Origin of the sequence: Anabaena sp. UHCC 0399 (assembly GCF_034931465.1) — a bacterium.
In the GTDB taxonomy this organism is placed as follows: Bacteria; Cyanobacteriota; Cyanobacteriia; order Cyanobacteriales; family Nostocaceae; genus Trichormus; species Trichormus minutissimus.
The window spans coordinates 102780-119066 of sequence record NZ_JAYGGZ010000008.1 but is presented as its reverse complement, the minus strand read 5'-3'; the positions used below and the strand labels follow the sequence as shown (position 1 = coordinate 119066).

The following is a 16287-nucleotide window of genomic DNA, read 5'->3' as shown; positions in this document are numbered from 1 at the left end:
TTTGGCAAAAATAGCAAAATGACTCATACATAAGAGTTTAGCTGACGCGGATTGACGCGGAGGTTTTACTATGAAGGTGGTTTTTATTGTTTGGCGGTTTCCTGTTTTATCTGAGGCTTTTATTCTTCATCAAATTACGGGTTTGATTGACCGTGGACATGAGGTTTATATTTATCCTGTGAATGGTTTACCTAAGAATTATACAGGTAAGGTTCATCCGAGTTATCCTATTTAATCCAACGATTATTAAATCTTTAGTTCGTCAACTCAGCTTTGGCAATGAAAATAAGCCATTAAAAAGATTATTAAAAAAGTGGGATAGAAAACTCAATAACTTTCTGAATAACCGCTATGCCCAGATGTTACCACAACACAAACTTGATTTACCATCTATCAAAAAAGCAGATTCACTACTACAAGAATTGACCCAGGTTTCACAGTAAACTCTTCGCTGTGTTCATCCTCTTTCGGCGGATCATTCTTTTATTCTTTGCCTATATCCTGCGGATTCTGCGAAGCAGTATACGTGAGGTAAAAATCGTCCTATTAATTAGGAACACCATTCTTTGCTTCGCCTTGTTTGATGATAGACAACGTTAGACCTAATCAAATTATGGGCATACTAAGCATTAATATATCCTATGCAGTTTAACCTGTAAGATGAGGTCGTTGTCCATGAATACAACCGTAGATACAACCGTTTTGCTGTCTGGATATCAGTTGATTGAGCAGCTTTATCACGGCTCTAAAACGCTTGTCTATCGTGGAATACGACTGGCAGATAATTCAGAGCAACCTGTGGTGATTAAGCTACTCCGGCGGGACTATCCTAGCTTCAGTGAACTATTGCAGTTTCGCAATCAATACACGATCGCTAAAAATCTGTATATTCCCGGTATTGTCCGCCCAAATTCTCTAGAAACCTATGGTAACAGCTACGCCTTGGTGATGGAAGATTTTGGTGGTGTATCACTGCGAGCATATAGTCAAGCCCACCCTTTGTCTTTGGGAGACATATTAGCGATCGCCATCCAACTGACAAATATTCTCCATGATCTCTATCAACACCGCGTCATCCACAAAGACATCAAACCCGCCAACCTGCTCATTCATCCTCATACCAAAGAAATTAAGCTGATTGATTTCAGCATCGCCTCACTGCTACCCAAGGAAACTGAAGCAGTTAAACACCCTAATGTCTTAGAAGGGACACTCGCCTATCTTGCACCCGAACAAACCGGACGGATGAACCGAGGGATAGATTATCGGAGTGATTTTTATGCTTTGGGTGTGACGTTGTTTGAACTGTTAACAGGAAAGTTACCATTTCCATCAGATGATCCCTTGGAACTAGTGCATTGTCACATTGCTAAACCTGCACCCTTGGTGTGTGAATTGCAGCCAGAACTTCCCTTGGTGATGGGACAAATCGTGGCGAAATTAATGGCCAAGAACGCCGAGGATCGTTATCAAAGTGCATTGGGTTTGCAGCATGATTTGGTAACTTGTCTCCATCAACTGCAAAAAACAGGCATAATTGAGAAATTTGAGATTGCAACGCGGGATGTGTGCGATCGCTTCTTGATACCTGAAAAACTCTATGGTCGGGAGGAGGAAGTTACTACACTACTCCAAGCATTTGATCGCGTCAGCAACGGTACATCAGAACTAATGCTAGTTGCTGGTTTCTCTGGGATTGGGAAAACTGCTGTAGTTAATGAAGTTCATAAGCCCATCGTCGAGAAACGGGGCTATTTCGTCAAAGGCAAGTTTGACCAATTTAATCGCAGCACTCCCTTCTCGGCTTTTGTGCAAGCATTCCGCGATTTGATGGGGCAATTGTTGAGTGAAAGTGATGAGCAATTGCAGACTTGGAAAACCCAGCTTTTAGAGGCTGTAGGCGAAAATGGACAAGTCATCATTGACGTGATTCCCGAATTAGAACGGGTGATTGGGCAACAACCCCCCGCACTAGAGTTATCTGGGAATGCGGCACAAAATCGGTTTAAATTGCTATTCCAGAAGTTTATTCACATTTTCACGACACCTGAGCATCCTTTAGTCATATTCTTGGATGATTTACAATGGGCAGACTCCGCCTCCCTTAACTTCATACAAGGATTAATGGCGGAGTCAAAAACAGGCTATTTACTACTGATTGGGGCATATCGTGATCATGAAGTATTTGCTGCACATCCGTTGATGTTGACCCTGGAGGCAATTCAGAAAACAGGCGCAAAGTTGAACACAATCACTCTACAACCATTGAGCCAAACCAGTCTCAATCAACTGATTGCCGATACCCTCAATTGTACAGAAACATTAGCGCAACCTTTGACAAAATTGGTGGAGCAGAAAACCCAGGGTAATCCCTTTTTTGCCACGCAATTTCTTAAGGCATTGCATCAGGATGGACTGATTTATTTTCACTTAGCAGCCGGACATTGGCAGTGTAATATTGTCCAGGTGCAAGAAGCGGCGTTGACAGATGATGTAGTCGAGTTTATGGCATTGCAGTTACAAAAACTGCCGCCAGATACTCAGGATATCTTGAAGTTAGCAGCTTGTATTGGTAATCAATTTGATTTAAATACGTTGGCGATCGTGTCTGAACTATCTCAGGCAGAAACGGCTACAATCTTGTGGAAGGCATTGCAAGAAGAGTTAATTCTGCCCATTGGTGAAACATATAAGTTTTTTCAATCTAGCTCACATCAAATACCAGGCGATAGTCTCCGATCGTCGGTCGGTCATCGCCACGTTACAGTCAGTTATCAGTTTTTACATGATCGTGTCCAACAAGCGGCTTATTCCCTAATTCCCCAAGAGCAAAAAAAAGCAACTCATTTAAGAATTGGTCAGCTACTTTTAAATTCCACTCCGGAAGCAGAATTAGAAAATCGTATTTTTGATATTGTTAATCAGTTAAATGTAGGTATTGATTATTTCACTGAAGCAGAGCAAAAAGAGCAGCTAGTTAAGTTAAATTTAATAGCTGGACGTAAAGCTAAAGTTGCTACTGCTTATGTCGTTGCTGTCGATTATTTAAATACGGCAATAAAGCTCCTAGAATCTGATAGTTGGCAAAATCAATATGAACTCACCCTGAGTTTGTATAATTTGGTAGCAGAATCGGCATATTTAAACACGAATTTTCCTACTTCCGAATTTCTAGTTAAAGAAATACTTGTACACGCTAAACATACCTTAGATAAAATTAAAGCTTACGAAATTCAAATTCAAGCTTATACTGCTCAAAACAAACTCATAGAAGCGATTAATATCGGTAGAGAAGTTTTAGGACTACTAGGTATTGATTTTCCCGAAGATGGAGATATGGAAACCATCATCGCTGAACATGGTCGATTGAAGTCGCTATTTGGGGAACGTTTGATTGAAGACTTAGTGAATTTACCCGAACTGAGTGATTTACAGCAAGGCGCAGCTTTAAGGATTTTATGTGGTTTGTTTGCCCCGATTTATCTTGCCAAACCGATGCTGTTACCTTTAAAGATATTCACGATGGTGAATATCTGTATTCAATATGGTAACTCTCCTCAATCTGCGATCGCCTACAGTCTTTATGGATTATTCTTATGTGCATCGGCAGAAATTACAGATGGCTATCAATTCGGCCAGCTAGCTATGACAATTTTGGATAAATTTAATGCCAAAGAACTGAAAAGCAAAGTTTATTTGACTTTTGGGCTATTTATTAAACATTGGCAAGATGACATTAACTCCACTTTAGACATATTCTTAGAAGGTCTTAAGAGTGGATTAGAAACTGGTGATTTGGAATATGTTGGTTATTGTGCCAATTGTTATGCTCAATTTTTATTTTGGACAGGTGAAAATCTAGAATTTGCTGAATCTGAAGCCAATAAGTATTGCTCTTTGATGCAGGATATCAAACAAGATGTATCTTTAATTTGGGGTAATACATGGCGACAAACTGTCATGAATTTAAGAGCTAAGGCTGATGATCCTCAAATGCTAGTTGGTGAATCTTTTGACGAAACAGTTACTCTCCCTTCTTTAATTAAAAGTCGCAACACCAACGGAATTTGTTATGTTTATCTAGCTAAATCATTTTTAGCTTATTTATTTGGCGCAGATCAACAAGCTATTGAATACGCCAGTCTATTTGAAGAGTATGAACAGGGAGCGGCTGGTTTATTGATTGTGCCATTAAAGAATTTTTATCAATCTCTGAGTATGCTTTCTGTGTATCCAAAACTAGATAGCCATCAACAATCTAATTACTTAGATAAGATTACAAACAATCAACAAAAAATGCAAACATGGGCAGGTCATGCTCCCCTAAATTATCAACATAAATTCTATTTAGTTGCAGCTGAAAAACATCGAGTTTTAGAGGACAAAATAGCTGCAATAGAATTATATGACCAAGCGATCGCCCTTGCCAAAACCAACGGTTACATCCAAGAAGCAGCTCTAGCTAACGAACTTGCAGCTAAATTCTACCTCAACTGGGGCAAAGAAAAAGTTGCCGCAGGCTATATGCAGGAAGCCTATTACTATTACGCTCATTGGGGTAGCCTCGCCAAAACTGATGATTTAGAAACCCGTTATCCTCAACTACTGCGCCCCATACTACAACCAGTTATTCAGCCCTTTAGCATTTTAGATACCTTCACTAGCATTTCTACTTCTGCTTACGATCGCCACTCCACCCGTAACCAGAGTTCCTCTAGCACTAACATCAACCATATGCTCGATTTTACTGCGCTTCTGCAAGTATCTCAGGCACTCTCCAGCACCATTCAATTAGATAAGTTACTGCAAACATTGACTCAGACAATGCTGGAAAATTCTGGGGCTGATTACTGTGGTTTGATACTGTTTCATAAAGGCGAATGGCAAGTACGAGTGATAGCTAACTTCGAGCAAACTACCTTACAATCCACTCCGCTTGAAAACAACCCTACCGTTCCCGTAAAGCTGATTCACTACGTTAAAAATACTTTAGAAACAGTCGTCATCCATGATTTAAAAACTGATCTACCGGGTGTGATCAGCAATTATTTCCATCAGCATCAGCCCAAGAGCGTGCTATGTTTGCCGTTAATTAATCAGGGTAATTTAATCGGCATTTTGTACCTCGAAAATCAAGTTACGAGTAACGTGTTTACGAGCGATCGCCTCCTCGTTCTCAAATTCCTCTCTAGCCAAGCCGTAATTGCCCTCGAAAATGCTCGTCTCTATCAACAGGTGCAACATACCTTAGAGGATCTTCAGCAAGCGCAAGTGCAAATGGTGCAGAACGAAAAAATGTCTGCTTTAGGTAACTTAGTTGCAGGCGTTGCTCACGAAATCAATAATCCCGTTGGCTGCATTGTCGGTAATATTGGTGCAGCCCAAGAATATATTAACGACCTGTTGGGAGTGATTGACCTCTACCTCGATAAATTTCCCCACCCCGGTAGTGAAATTGAAGATGAACTAGAGGCGATTGACTTGGAATATCTGCGGGAAGATTTGCCCAAATTAATCAAGGCGATGAAAGACGGAGGCGATCGCATCAAAGCTATCAGCAAGAGTTTGCGTACTTTCTCCCGCGCCGACAGCGACCAAAAACAGCCCTTTAACCTGCATGACGGTATCGATAGTACCCTACTGATTTTACGTCATCGCCTCAAAGCCAACGAACACCGCCCAGCCATTGAAGTTATCACCGACTACGGCAAGATCCCCCACGTGAAATGTTTTCCCGGTCAATTAAATCAGGTATTTATGAATATTCTGGCCAATGCGATCGATGCGTTGGATGAATCGAATCAGGGATGTAGTGTTGCTGAGATTGAAGCCAACCCCAATCGAATTACAATTCAGACAACGGTTGCAGGTGAACAGGTAAAAATTGCCATCAGTGATAATGGGAACGGAATACCAGAAGAAGTCAAAGCACGAATTTTCGATCACCTGTTTACCACCAAAGGAGTAGGCAAAGGAACAGGTTTAGGATTAGCGATCGCCCAGCAGATTATCGTGGAGAAACATGGAGGAGCGATCGCGGTTAACTCTACACTAGGTATGGGAACTGAGTTTTTATTAACATTGCCAATTGCTTAGGGAATTGCCCTTGGGTAGTCTAGAGGCGATCGCAATGATCTTAATCCAGTTTTGAAGACGCAATTTCCCCACAACTGAACATGGGCGGTTTTTCCGACTTGTTTGTGTAGCGTCTCCGTCAGAAGAGCGAACTGACCTGTGGGGTGCAAAGACTGTGGGAAACTTTATGCCAAACTTCGATAACCAACTAGAAACTTTTCATGCCCCAAATCGCCAAGCATGGCGGGAATGGTTGGAGAATAACCATCAAAATTATATTGGTATGTGGCTAATTTATTACAAAGTAAAAAGTGGTAAACCCAGCATTAAATATAGTGAAGCCGTTAAAGAAGCATTATGTTTTGGTTGGATTGACAGTAAAGTTAAATCCTTAGATGCAGACCGTTATATGCAAATATTTACACCTCGTAAATCGAAAAGTGTCTGGTCAAAATTAAATAAGCAATATATCGCAGAACTCATCGAGCAAAATTTGATGACTGAAGCTGGTTTGGCAAAAATTACAGTAGCCAAACAAGACGGTTCATGGACTAGTTTAGATGCCATAGAAGCGTTAATCATCCCCGATGATTTACAGCAAGCATTAGCCGCAAATGCAGACGCTAACCAATATTTTACAGCCTTCAGCAACTCAACTAAAAAAAATATCCTCTCTTGGATTGCCAATGCTAAACGTCCAGAGACAAGGATGAAGCGAATTGAGCAAACTATAAATTCAGCAACCCAAAATAAAAATCCTAAGTTATAAATGTCTTGGTTAATTATTTTCTCTTAAGCTAGGCAACCCAAATTTATCTATGCCAATTTTTTCTGAAAAAGCTTTGACATTAAACCTAACTAAATTTGTATTTTATATCATCGCAGTGATATTAAAAAAATCTTGCAGCCAGGGGCTACACTTGTATTTGAATCATCACACTCATTCTTAAAAAGTAGTAAATATACTGTGTATAATTTATTTTATTAATAGTATCATGAATGGTTAGGAAAAATTTAAAATTAAGTTTCCCCTTATTGCTGTTGTCAAGGGAAAAAATTAACAAGATTTATCAGGATTTATAATGATTAAGACTAGCTAGCAAATGAGCATCTTAATTTCTATACGGTAGCCTATTGAAAAAAACACTGGTTTCCTCACAGATTGTCGTTGCTTTGAGCAAATAGCTTTTCTAAAATTTGAAAGTTAAAACTTGTTGAAATCGTCATATTTTTTAGGTTTCAAGATTCAAAGACATCAGAGTGTGAGGACTGGCGATGACTAGTAACGAGCGAGAAAAAATACGCCACCTATTGGTTGTCCACGATTTGCAAGGACAACGTACTATCCTACTGCAAGAAGCTACATATTCTGTAGGACGGCATAAGGGCAATGCTATTGTCCTTATTTCTCGCTCAGTATCAAGACAACATGCAATTTTATTGCGGGTAACAGTTCCAGGAACTGAACAATATGGCTTTCGGATTATTGATGGTAACTTCAAGGGACAAGGAAGCACTAATGGTTTGATTGTAAATGGAGAAAGATGTATCTCCCATAATCTCAGACATGGAGATATCATCCATTTCGGCAGTAATCAAGCTCAGGCCAAGTATTACGCTATATCTAACCTTTCCGAACAAGCCTTTTATGAATCAGCCAATGCGGAAAACCTATCTGATTTTCTGACTGACCAATCTCATCCTGTTTCTCCCTTTCAAACCTTAATAGTAGATCCTGATTTTGAAGGAGCGAGTGACACTGCACTAGCTCGCCTAGCCTCTTTTCCAGAACTCATTCCTAATCCCATTATTGAGACAGATTTAGAGGGTAATTTAATTTATCTGAATCCAGCCGCCACTTTAAAATTTCCTCGATTAAGAGAACTAGGAAAGCATCATCCTATTCTGGAAGGCATACTAACGGAGATAAAAAAACAGAAAGTTAACTCTTTTGTGCGGGAAATCAAATTTGGTCAAGAAGTTTTTGAACAATCAGTGCATTTTCTGCCAGAAAGTGATTTAATTAGAACTTATATTACTAGAGATATTACTGAGCAAAAAAAAGCTGAACTGGAACTTTACCAACGCGATCGCTTGCTACAAGCAGTAGCAGAAGCAGCTAATTACTTGCTCGTAGAAATGGATTATGAAACAGGAATTGAAAAAGCTTTGGCTGTGTTAGGTATAGCAGCCGATGCAGATCGCGCTTATTTATTTAAAAACCATTTTCATCCTCTGACAGGGGAAATAGCTGTGAGTCTGCAATGTGAATGGACTCGCTCCCCCCTGGAATCTTCTCGGCATCACTGGCAAAATCAGCCTTATAACTCGCCTGCTCTATCACGTTGGTACACCATCCTGTCTAACGGACAGTCAATTAATGGCATGACTAGAGACTTTTTCCCCAGTGAAAGCGAACTTCTGATGCGAGATGGAATTCAATCCCTGCTATTAGTACCCCTGCGTTTAGAAGAAAAGTTTTGGGGCTATCTCGGCTTGGCAGATTGTACCCAAGAGCGTATTTGGTCTAAGCATGAAGAATCTACACTATTGACAATGGCAGCTAGTATCAGTGGTGCTTGGCATCGTCAGCAGGTAGAAGAACAAATTCGCTACCAAGCCCTCCATGATTTATTAACGGGATTACCCAACCGCTTGCTATTCGATCAACTACTGGCTAAAGCCCTAGCCAACGCCATACGTAATAGCGAAAGTCTAGCAGTGATGTTTTTGGATCTTGACCGCTTTAAAATGATTAATGACACATTAGGTCATACATTAGGCGATCGCCTGCTCCAAAGTGTAGCGCAAAGATTAGAAATATCCCTCAGAAGTGGAGACACCGTTGCCCGTTGGGGAGGAGATGAATTTACCATCCTCCTACCCCGGATTAATTATCTAGAAGAAGTGACTCAGGTAGCTTGGAGAATTTTAAACTCTTTCGAGAGCGTTTTTTATCTGGAAGGACATGAACTTTACGTAAGTGCTAGCTTAGGCATCGCCTTGCTAGATGAGCATAGTCCTGATGCTGAAACTCTGATTCAACACGCAGATGCAGCTTTATATCATGCCAAAGATGAAGGGCGAAACAATTATCAGTATTACACAACATCCTTAAGTTCAAAAACTCCCGATATTTTAAATCTAGAAAAAAACTTACGCTATGCTCTAGAACGGCAAGAATTTACAGTTTACTATCAGCCCCAAGTAAATATTCACACCAACAAAATTACTGGGATGGAAGCACTGTTGCGTTGGGAACATCCAGATATGGGGGTAGTAGCACCGAGTATTTTTATTCCCTTAGCAGAAGAAAGTGGATTAATTATTCCTCTTGGCGAATGGGTATTACGGACAGCGTGCCTTCAAAATCGAGCTTGGCAAAATGCCGGATTACCTCCTTTAACAATAGCAGTGAATTTATCTCCTAAGCAATTTCGCCAGCCTAGATTAGTATCTATTGTTGCCCAAACCTTAGCGGAAACTGGATTAGAACCACAATTTTTAGAGTTAGAAATTACGGAATCAACAGCTATTGAAGATATAGATTTCACTAAAAAGGTTTTGTATGATTTAGAAAAGATGGGTGTTCATCTTTCCATTGATGATTTTGGTACAGGACATTCCTCCCTCTCTCGCCTACAACTCTTACCACTCCACAACCTCAAAATTGACAGTTCCTTCATTCGAGAGTTGACAACCGATACTAGAGTAGCCCACATTGTTAAGGCGATCGTCACTTTAGGTAGAAGTTTGGGGTTAAAGCTCATCGCTGAAGGCGTAGAAAAACAAGAAGAATTGGATTTCTTAAAATCTATCAACTGTGAAGATGTCCAGGGCTTCTTTTTCCACAGACCCCTACCTGCGGAAAAAGTCACAGAACTTCTTCATAGTAAAAACGAAGCAAACGAGTAATTCGTAATTTGGATTGGGCATATAAATTAATTCAAAATTCAAAATCTTGCCCTCGAACGAAGTGAAGGGTCAAAATTCAAAACTGTACTCCTCCGGAGTGAACCCTACGGATACGCTACGCGTTCACACAGTGTTCCGTAAAGCCTGCGGCGCAGCCCCTCTTAGAGAAGGAAGCGCGGTAGTGAGCAAAGCAAGTTACGCGCTAGCGTCACGCAGTGAATAACTTCTCCCCCTGCTTTCCCTTGCTTTCCCTTGCTTTCCCCTGTCACCTGTCACCTGTCACCTGCTATCAATCACGGAAAAACTCAGACAGTATCCAGGCTTGTGGTAATTTAAAGTTACCTATACGAAATATAACTTTACCTTCATGACTGGAGAGCATCACCTTGGGAATAGAACTACGCAGTTTCGTATTTCTCGACAGCCTGCAACCACAACACGCAGCATATATAGGAACAGTAGCCCCAGGTTTCTTACCACTACCAGGTGATACGTCTCTATGGATTGAAATCTCTCCTGGCATCGAAATTAATCGGATTACAGATGTAGCTCTCAAAGCTGCCTCCGTTCGTCCTGGAGTGCAGGTAGTGGAAAGATTATATGGTCTATTAGAAATACATTCCGGTTCTCAAGGAGAAACACGAGCCGCCGGTCAAGCTATTTTGGCGATGTTGGGAGTAAAAAAAGAGGAATGTCTCAAACCTCGTGTTGTTTCTAGCCAGATTATCCGCAATATAGATGCTTACCAAGCACAACTCATCAATCGGACGCGCCGAGGACAGCTACTATTAGCTGGACAAACATTGTATGTCTTAGAAGTTGAACCTGCTGCTTATGCTGCCCTAGCTGCCAATGAAGCAGAAAAAGCAGCAATGATTAATATCTTGGAAGTGCAAGCTGTGGGGAGCTTTGGCCGGCTCTACTTGGGTGGATACGAACGCGATATCCTTGCAGGTGCAGCTGGTGCTAAAGCAGCAATTGAAAGTGTAGCTGGGCGGAATAGTTCCCAGATTGGTCGCCAGGAATAAGGGACTTCCCAAAAAAATAACCAATCGCTGAGTGAGTAGGGGGAGTAGGGGGAGTAGAAGGAGAAGAATCGGATAGTCGTCTTAGATGCAGGATAGTTGTAGTTAAATTTTTGAAGTTTCTGAAAGGAGAGCAAATGGCAAATATAGAGCATCTAGCTTTGTTGCAAGCTGGTGCAGTCCAATGGATTGAGTGGAGAACAACAAATCCCCAAATTGAACCAGACCTCAGTACCTCCAACCTGCAAAAACATAACCTCCGAGGGGCAAACCTCCAAGGAGTAAACTTTAGCAGAGTTGATTTAAGTCATGCTTTACTCGTGCGTGCCAACCTCAGCTATGCTAATCTCAGTAGTGCTAATCTTTATCAAGCCAAACTTAGCGAAGCTAATCTAAGTGCGGCTCATTTGAGTGTGGCGAACTTGAGCCAGGCTATACTTACCCAAGCCAATCTGAGCCATACTACCCTCATTGGCTCTAACTTGAGTGAAGCGGATCTGAGGGGGGCTACTATTGTTAATGCTAACCTGATTGGAACTGACTTCACCGGTGCTAACTTAAGAGATGCTGATTTAGATGCAGCACAGCTAAACCGCGCTCATCTTTGTTTTGCTAATCTGATTGAAGCTAACTTAATAGAGACTAATCTAAGTGAAGCCAACTTGTATGCAGCAGACTTAGTAGGAGCTTATCTCTACAAAGCTAACCTAGAAAAAGCCCGTCTCCACAAAGCTCATTTGAGTAGTTCATACTTATTTAGAGCTAACTTAGCTGAAGCTGACTTAACTGGTGCTGATTTGGGATGGGCAAATCTAAAAAAGGCTAACTTGGCGGGTGCGAATCTGAGAGACGCTAACCTCAGAGGTGCAAATTTGACTGGTGCAAACCTAATTGGCGTGAATTTTCAAAATGCAATTATGCCCGATGGGAGAAAACACGATTAATCATTAGTCATTAGTCAATTCTATTCTGCCCATAGGCTTGCCATGCTAAGTCTATCAGCCCATCAGCGATCGCAGCTGCAACAACTGCATTACCTTTACAGCTATCAATAGTGATATTGGGGACAAGGGAATCTTGCAAGCGTCTTTTAGCATCATCTACATCTACAAATCCCACCGGAGTAGCAATCAGCAAAGCCGGGTTAATTTCTTCGGCTTCAATTAAATCTACCAGTGTTGTTAATGCTGTTTGGGCTTGACCAACAATAAATATGCCTTCTGGATAACGTTTGGCTAGAGTTTCAACACCCCAAGCGGCACTAGTTTTTTCTGTTTGGGGACGGGTTGAAGTATCCGTACTAGAATACACCGGGTTAGCAAAGGTATTTTGAATTTCGTAGGCAATACCTGTTTGCACCATTGGCACATCAACCACAATAGCAGTACGTGCCGCTAATGCAGCAGCCCCAGCTTGCAAAGCCCGCTCAGAAAATCGAATTAAAGATTTGTACTCAAAGTCAGCAGTAGCATAAATTACTCGCCGGACAATTTCATATTCTGCCGGAGAGAAAACATGATCACCAATTTCACCATCAATGATTGCTAGACTTTGAGCATCGGTTACGTGCCATTCCATTGCTATTCAATTCTGAGAAACTAGCCTTCAGCTTATCAGCTAGTGCGATCGCTAGGTAAGAGGTGACTAATCAATTCAAAATTCAAAATTAAAGAATTACTCACTCAGCACTCATTACTCAGCACTCTCAAGACTCAGCACTAGAAGATGGACGACTGAAAACAGGTGACAAGTAAGCAACCAACACACCAATAAGAAAACCGGAGATATTCCGAACTAAAGGTAACCAATCACTAGTGCGTGTTACCACTGGGCCAATACCAAAAGCAAGGAACAAAATACCCCACAATGGCGAGAAAATTAACGCCCATTGCCAAGCAAAAACTTGTCCTTTGGTGCGGGGTTGACCTGCAAATCCACAAATAATCCCACCAATAACCGAAGTAATTAAAGTTAAAATCCACTGTTCCCTAGGTAGACCAGGAACAACGGTGCAGCCCCCCTTGAGTAAACAGCCTTTTACGGAATTTAAAGCTTGTAAAATGGCTTGGTCTTCCCCTTCATCCCGCACAAAATACAAATTACCAAAGCGGGTTTGTAGTTCTATCCAGAAAGTGCGGGGGAGAAGTTCATAAACTGCATCACCAACACTAAAGCTGAGGATGTTCCCACCACGGGAGTCTGCAACCAAAAGAATACTTTTATCATCCAAACCCCAATAATTGATGACTGCTCTACCAGGAGTGCGGTCATATTGAGTTAATACCCGCAGTTTCCAACCAGTATCATTCTCAAATTGCGAAATTTCCTCGACTAGCTTTTCCTCTTGGGGGTCAGGAAGAGTTTTAGCTAAGTCTACAACTGGAGTGAAATAATTAGGTAACAATTCGGGATTGTCGTAAGCCAAAGCTGGGGAAGAGTGCATAACCCACAGTGACCCAGCCAAGAAAAATACTGTAATAGATACTAAGATTCGTCGCCAAAAACAGGACTGCATGGACGTTTTTATACAAATATCAACAGTAGAAGTGAACAAGTTGCTTTAAAAGAGTATTAGAAAAGTGATACTTTGTTACACTTGTTTACTTTACTCTAATCTTAGGCAATAAAGCAAAGCTTCTTTGTGAGTGCTGAGTAATGAGTGCTGTTAGCGGTAGCGCGGCGTTTAGCCGGTTGTGAGTGATGAGTTGTGAGTGGGCATTATTGGGCATTGTATTTTTCTCCCCCTGCTTCCCCTGCTTCCCCTGCTTCCCCTGCTTCCCCTGCTTCCCCTGCTTTCTTTTCACCTGTCACCTGTCACCTGTCACCTGTCACCTGTCACCTGTCACCTGTCACATGTCATCTCTAGCCCCTTAGTATTCTTCATCATCAAGACTGTTCTGCCTAGTAGAAGAACCGTTGTAGCCGTCATGAACGCGGTAGGCTTCTGCTTTAGAGCGGCGAGTTTCTGACTTGAGTGTTTCTCTTTCTCTGATTGTGAGGGAAGATTGTTCAGTTATTGATAACCGTTCCACTGTGCGCTTTGTGATTTTTTGACGAGTGAAGGTTTTCCAGGCAGTTTTTACGCCCACCACAATACTACGCGTACTTAATTGCAGGTTTTGAGCTTGTTTTTTCGCGCCCTCTAGGCTTTGGTCAACTTGTTTCACGACTTGACCGGCACTTTTAACACCTTGACTAACATCGTCAGTCAAATCTGTAATTTCTATCCCTGTAGTGCGGATAGCTTCTAAGGTAGGGGGCAATTCCCTCGATAGCATATCAAATAACTTTTCGGCACTGCGAGCTGCCCTTGCTAATTCCTGCAAAGCTGGTATTGCCGCCACTAAAACAGCCGTCAGACTGACAGCGACTAGAAGAATAGAAAGTCCCAACCAAAACAGGGGGTCAACCACAATAATAAAAAATACAAAATTTAAAATTCAAAATGGGCATTGGGCATTGGGATAAAAACCGCTACCTTGTCTACTCTACTCTTGTGCTTAATGAAAACGACACCTGCTGTATATGCTATATCAATATCAACATCATCATTATGAGCGTTCCAAGTCTTGGGCGAAAGAGTCTGAGTCTGGGGTAGCCTGTTGACGTTTTAAGATTTGACTTTCACGCTCACTAGCATCTACACCAGCAGCTATGGCTTCTCTCAGTCTATCTAAAGTTTCATCCCAATTTCGCAAGGCACTGGCAGAAAGACGGTCAGCCTGAATTTGTACACTTGTTGATAAATCTTCTGCCAATTCAGGAATCGCATCGGCAGATTTTTTCAAAATTTTACGAGTTTCGCGTCCTGTGCGTGGAGCTGCAAGTAATCCTGCTAAAGCACCGATAGTAGCTCCTAACATCAATCCACCAATAAATACTCCAGAACGGTTATTAGACATTTTTACTCTTTTTCTCCTTACACCCATTTTAGGTGGGTTTGCTTTCCTTGCAAAACCTCAATGGTTTTATCTAATTTATCTATTGTGGCAATACCTTAACAATCACTGTTGCTTTCATCTCTTATTTTCTAGAGATGAAATCCATTTTACGAAAATAACGCCGCCAAGTTTGCCGTCCAAGCAAAAGTATGCTGATAATTTGCCTTATTTGTTGGATTTGCAACTGTAAAACTTGGTTACTCTGGCGTAATTGCTGAATGCTATTTTGTCCTAGGTAGATATTTTCCGGTGCTTTATATAGTAAGTCATGGGTGCAGCGTTCGTATTCCGTGAGGCGATCGCCTATAAATGCTATCTTTTGTTTTAGTTGCCACACTCGCCAAGCTACGTAGAGCAGCATTAATGAAATAAGCGTATTCATTACAACAACCACTGTCACCATTGTTGACCTTCACCAATGTCAGCGAATAATTAAGATGTGTGCTTGACTTGGCTCTACTCTGATAATAACTGTTTGAAAACAGCGATAACCCTTACAAGCCTCGTCAGCCTTGTCGCTGGGGCAGTTGACTCATGCGCCCATTCCAGAATATCTTTTCAATCCCGCACGCCATAACCAGCGATTTGCACCTAAAAATATAAATATCCAGCCTAGTAGTGACCAAAATCCTCGTGCTAAATCTACAGGTAGCCCGACCAAAATACTTGCAGGAAAATCAATTAAGTAGGGAAAAGGTGTAAATAAAACTATTTCTCTCACAGGTTGAGGAAATACTTCTAAAGGTGCAATTAAACCAGATAAAAATAAATAAAATAAAAACCAGAAAGTTTCAATAGCATTAGCCCTTTCTGTCCAAAATGCGAACATAGCAAAGGTGTATTGAATAACAAACCTTAAAATGAAAGCCAAGCTAACAGCCAAGGTAAATAAAATTAACTGGACTAAATTCGGCAACCAAAATGCCTGCGGATACAGGAAAAAAAACAGGGATATTAATATTAATGCAAAGGGTATGCGAGCCACCCTTTCAGAAAGATGGGAAGCGACATGATGCCATACAGGATCTAAAGGTTGTAATAATTTAGGTGACAATTTACCTTCTACAACTTCCTTTTCAAATTCAAAAATTACCCAGACAACAGATATTTGTCTAACCACAAAAACTGTGAGGAAGTAGCGGGCAAAGTCAATAGAGGATAAACCAAACTGCCCACCTTGCGAAGCTTTTATCCAAACTCCCATGAGAATAATTGGTAAAGAACCAGATAGAACCCATAAAATTAGTTCTGCCCGATACTCCACCATATAGGCGTAGTAAACTGTAAGTAAAGTTAGAGCTTTTCTAATAACTTTTTTCATTTAAATTTTA

At 41.2% G+C, this 16287-nt stretch carries 11 protein-coding genes and 1 pseudogene; 6 read left to right on the top strand and 6 right to left on the bottom strand.

The window, feature by feature from the left end:
- Window positions 1-70: 70 nt before the first annotated feature.
- The 6 genes and pseudogenes from VB693_RS06705 to VB693_RS06680 form a co-directional block, all read left to right on the top strand.
- Window positions 71-220 (top strand): annotated as a pseudogene (locus tag VB693_RS06705) (colanic acid biosynthesis glycosyltransferase WcaL); the annotation flags it as partial.
- 455 nt (window positions 221-675) lie between these two features.
- Window positions 676-6096: an AAA family ATPase gene (locus VB693_RS06700; protein WP_323265571.1), complete on the top strand. Its 5421-nt coding sequence runs from the start codon at window positions 676-678 to the stop codon at window positions 6094-6096.
- A gap of 166 nt (window positions 6097-6262) precedes the next feature.
- Window positions 6263-6844, top strand: coding sequence for a YdeI/OmpD-associated family protein (locus VB693_RS06695; protein WP_323265570.1), 582 nt, complete (start codon window positions 6263-6265; stop codon window positions 6842-6844).
- 506 nt (window positions 6845-7350) lie between these two features.
- Window positions 7351-9990, top strand: a complete 2640-nt coding sequence (locus VB693_RS06690) for an EAL domain-containing protein (RefSeq protein WP_323265569.1) — start codon at window positions 7351-7353, stop codon at window positions 9988-9990.
- A gap of 386 nt (window positions 9991-10376) precedes the next feature.
- The gene (locus tag VB693_RS06685) at window positions 10377-11018 is read left to right on the top strand and encodes a hypothetical protein (protein ID WP_190696482.1); all 642 of its coding nucleotides are present in this window, start codon (window positions 10377-10379) and stop codon (window positions 11016-11018) included.
- Window positions 11019-11152: 134 nt separating this feature from the next.
- Window positions 11153-11959 carry a pentapeptide repeat-containing protein gene (locus tag VB693_RS06680; protein WP_323265568.1) on the top strand — a complete coding sequence of 269 codons (807 nt, stop codon included), beginning with the start codon at window positions 11153-11155 and terminating at the stop codon, window positions 11957-11959.
- A 10-nt stretch (window positions 11960-11969) separates the two neighbouring features.
- On the opposite strand, the gene VB693_RS06675 is transcribed toward VB693_RS06680, so the two are convergent.
- From VB693_RS06675 to VB693_RS06650, 6 genes are all read right to left on the bottom strand, one after another.
- Entirely contained in the window at window positions 11970-12593 is a 624-nt protein-coding gene (locus tag VB693_RS06675; protein ID WP_190696478.1) for a precorrin-8X methylmutase, read from the bottom strand.
- Between the two features lie 127 nt (window positions 12594-12720).
- Window positions 12721-13530: a TPM domain-containing protein gene (locus tag VB693_RS06670; protein WP_323265567.1), complete on the bottom strand. Its 810-nt coding sequence runs from the start codon at window positions 13528-13530 to the stop codon at window positions 12721-12723.
- A 355-nt stretch (window positions 13531-13885) separates the two neighbouring features.
- Window positions 13886-14428, bottom strand: coding sequence for a DUF948 domain-containing protein (locus VB693_RS06665; protein ID WP_323265566.1), 543 nt, complete (start codon window positions 14426-14428; stop codon window positions 13886-13888).
- Window positions 14429-14566: 138 nt separating this feature from the next.
- On the bottom strand, window positions 14567-14917 hold the full coding sequence (locus tag VB693_RS06660) for a YtxH domain-containing protein (RefSeq protein WP_323265565.1): 351 nt from the start codon (window positions 14915-14917) through the stop codon (window positions 14567-14569).
- A 121-nt stretch (window positions 14918-15038) separates the two neighbouring features.
- Window positions 15039-15359, bottom strand: coding sequence for a hypothetical protein (locus VB693_RS06655; RefSeq protein ID WP_190696466.1), 321 nt, complete (start codon window positions 15357-15359; stop codon window positions 15039-15041).
- Window positions 15360-15488: 129 nt separating this feature from the next.
- Window positions 15489-16277 carry an ABC transporter permease gene (locus VB693_RS06650; protein ID WP_323265564.1) on the bottom strand — a complete coding sequence of 263 codons (789 nt, stop codon included), beginning with the start codon at window positions 16275-16277 and terminating at the stop codon, window positions 15489-15491.
- Window positions 16278-16287: the final 10 nt, after the last annotated feature.

Coding starts and splice junctions, on each gene's coding strand:
- VB693_RS06675 (WP_190696478.1), bottom strand. CDS start 12,593: ATGGAATGGCACGTAACCGATGCTCAAAGTCTAGCAATCATTGATGGT.
- VB693_RS06700 (WP_323265571.1), top strand. CDS start 676: ATGAATACAACCGTAGATACAACCGTTTTGCTGTCTGGATATCAGTTG.
- VB693_RS06655 (WP_190696466.1), bottom strand. CDS start 15,359: ATGGTGACAGTGGTTGTTGTAATGAATACGCTTATTTCATTAATGCTG.
- VB693_RS06690 (WP_323265569.1), top strand. CDS start 7,351: ATGACTAGTAACGAGCGAGAAAAAATACGCCACCTATTGGTTGTCCAC.
- VB693_RS06660 (WP_323265565.1), bottom strand. CDS start 14,917: ATGTCTAATAACCGTTCTGGAGTATTTATTGGTGGATTGATGTTAGGA.
- VB693_RS06650 (WP_323265564.1), bottom strand. CDS start 16,277: ATGAAAAAAGTTATTAGAAAAGCTCTAACTTTACTTACAGTTTACTAC.
- VB693_RS06695 (WP_323265570.1), top strand. CDS start 6,263: ATGCCAAACTTCGATAACCAACTAGAAACTTTTCATGCCCCAAATCGC.
- VB693_RS06680 (WP_323265568.1), top strand. CDS start 11,153: ATGGCAAATATAGAGCATCTAGCTTTGTTGCAAGCTGGTGCAGTCCAA.
- VB693_RS06670 (WP_323265567.1), bottom strand. CDS start 13,530: ATGCAGTCCTGTTTTTGGCGACGAATCTTAGTATCTATTACAGTATTT.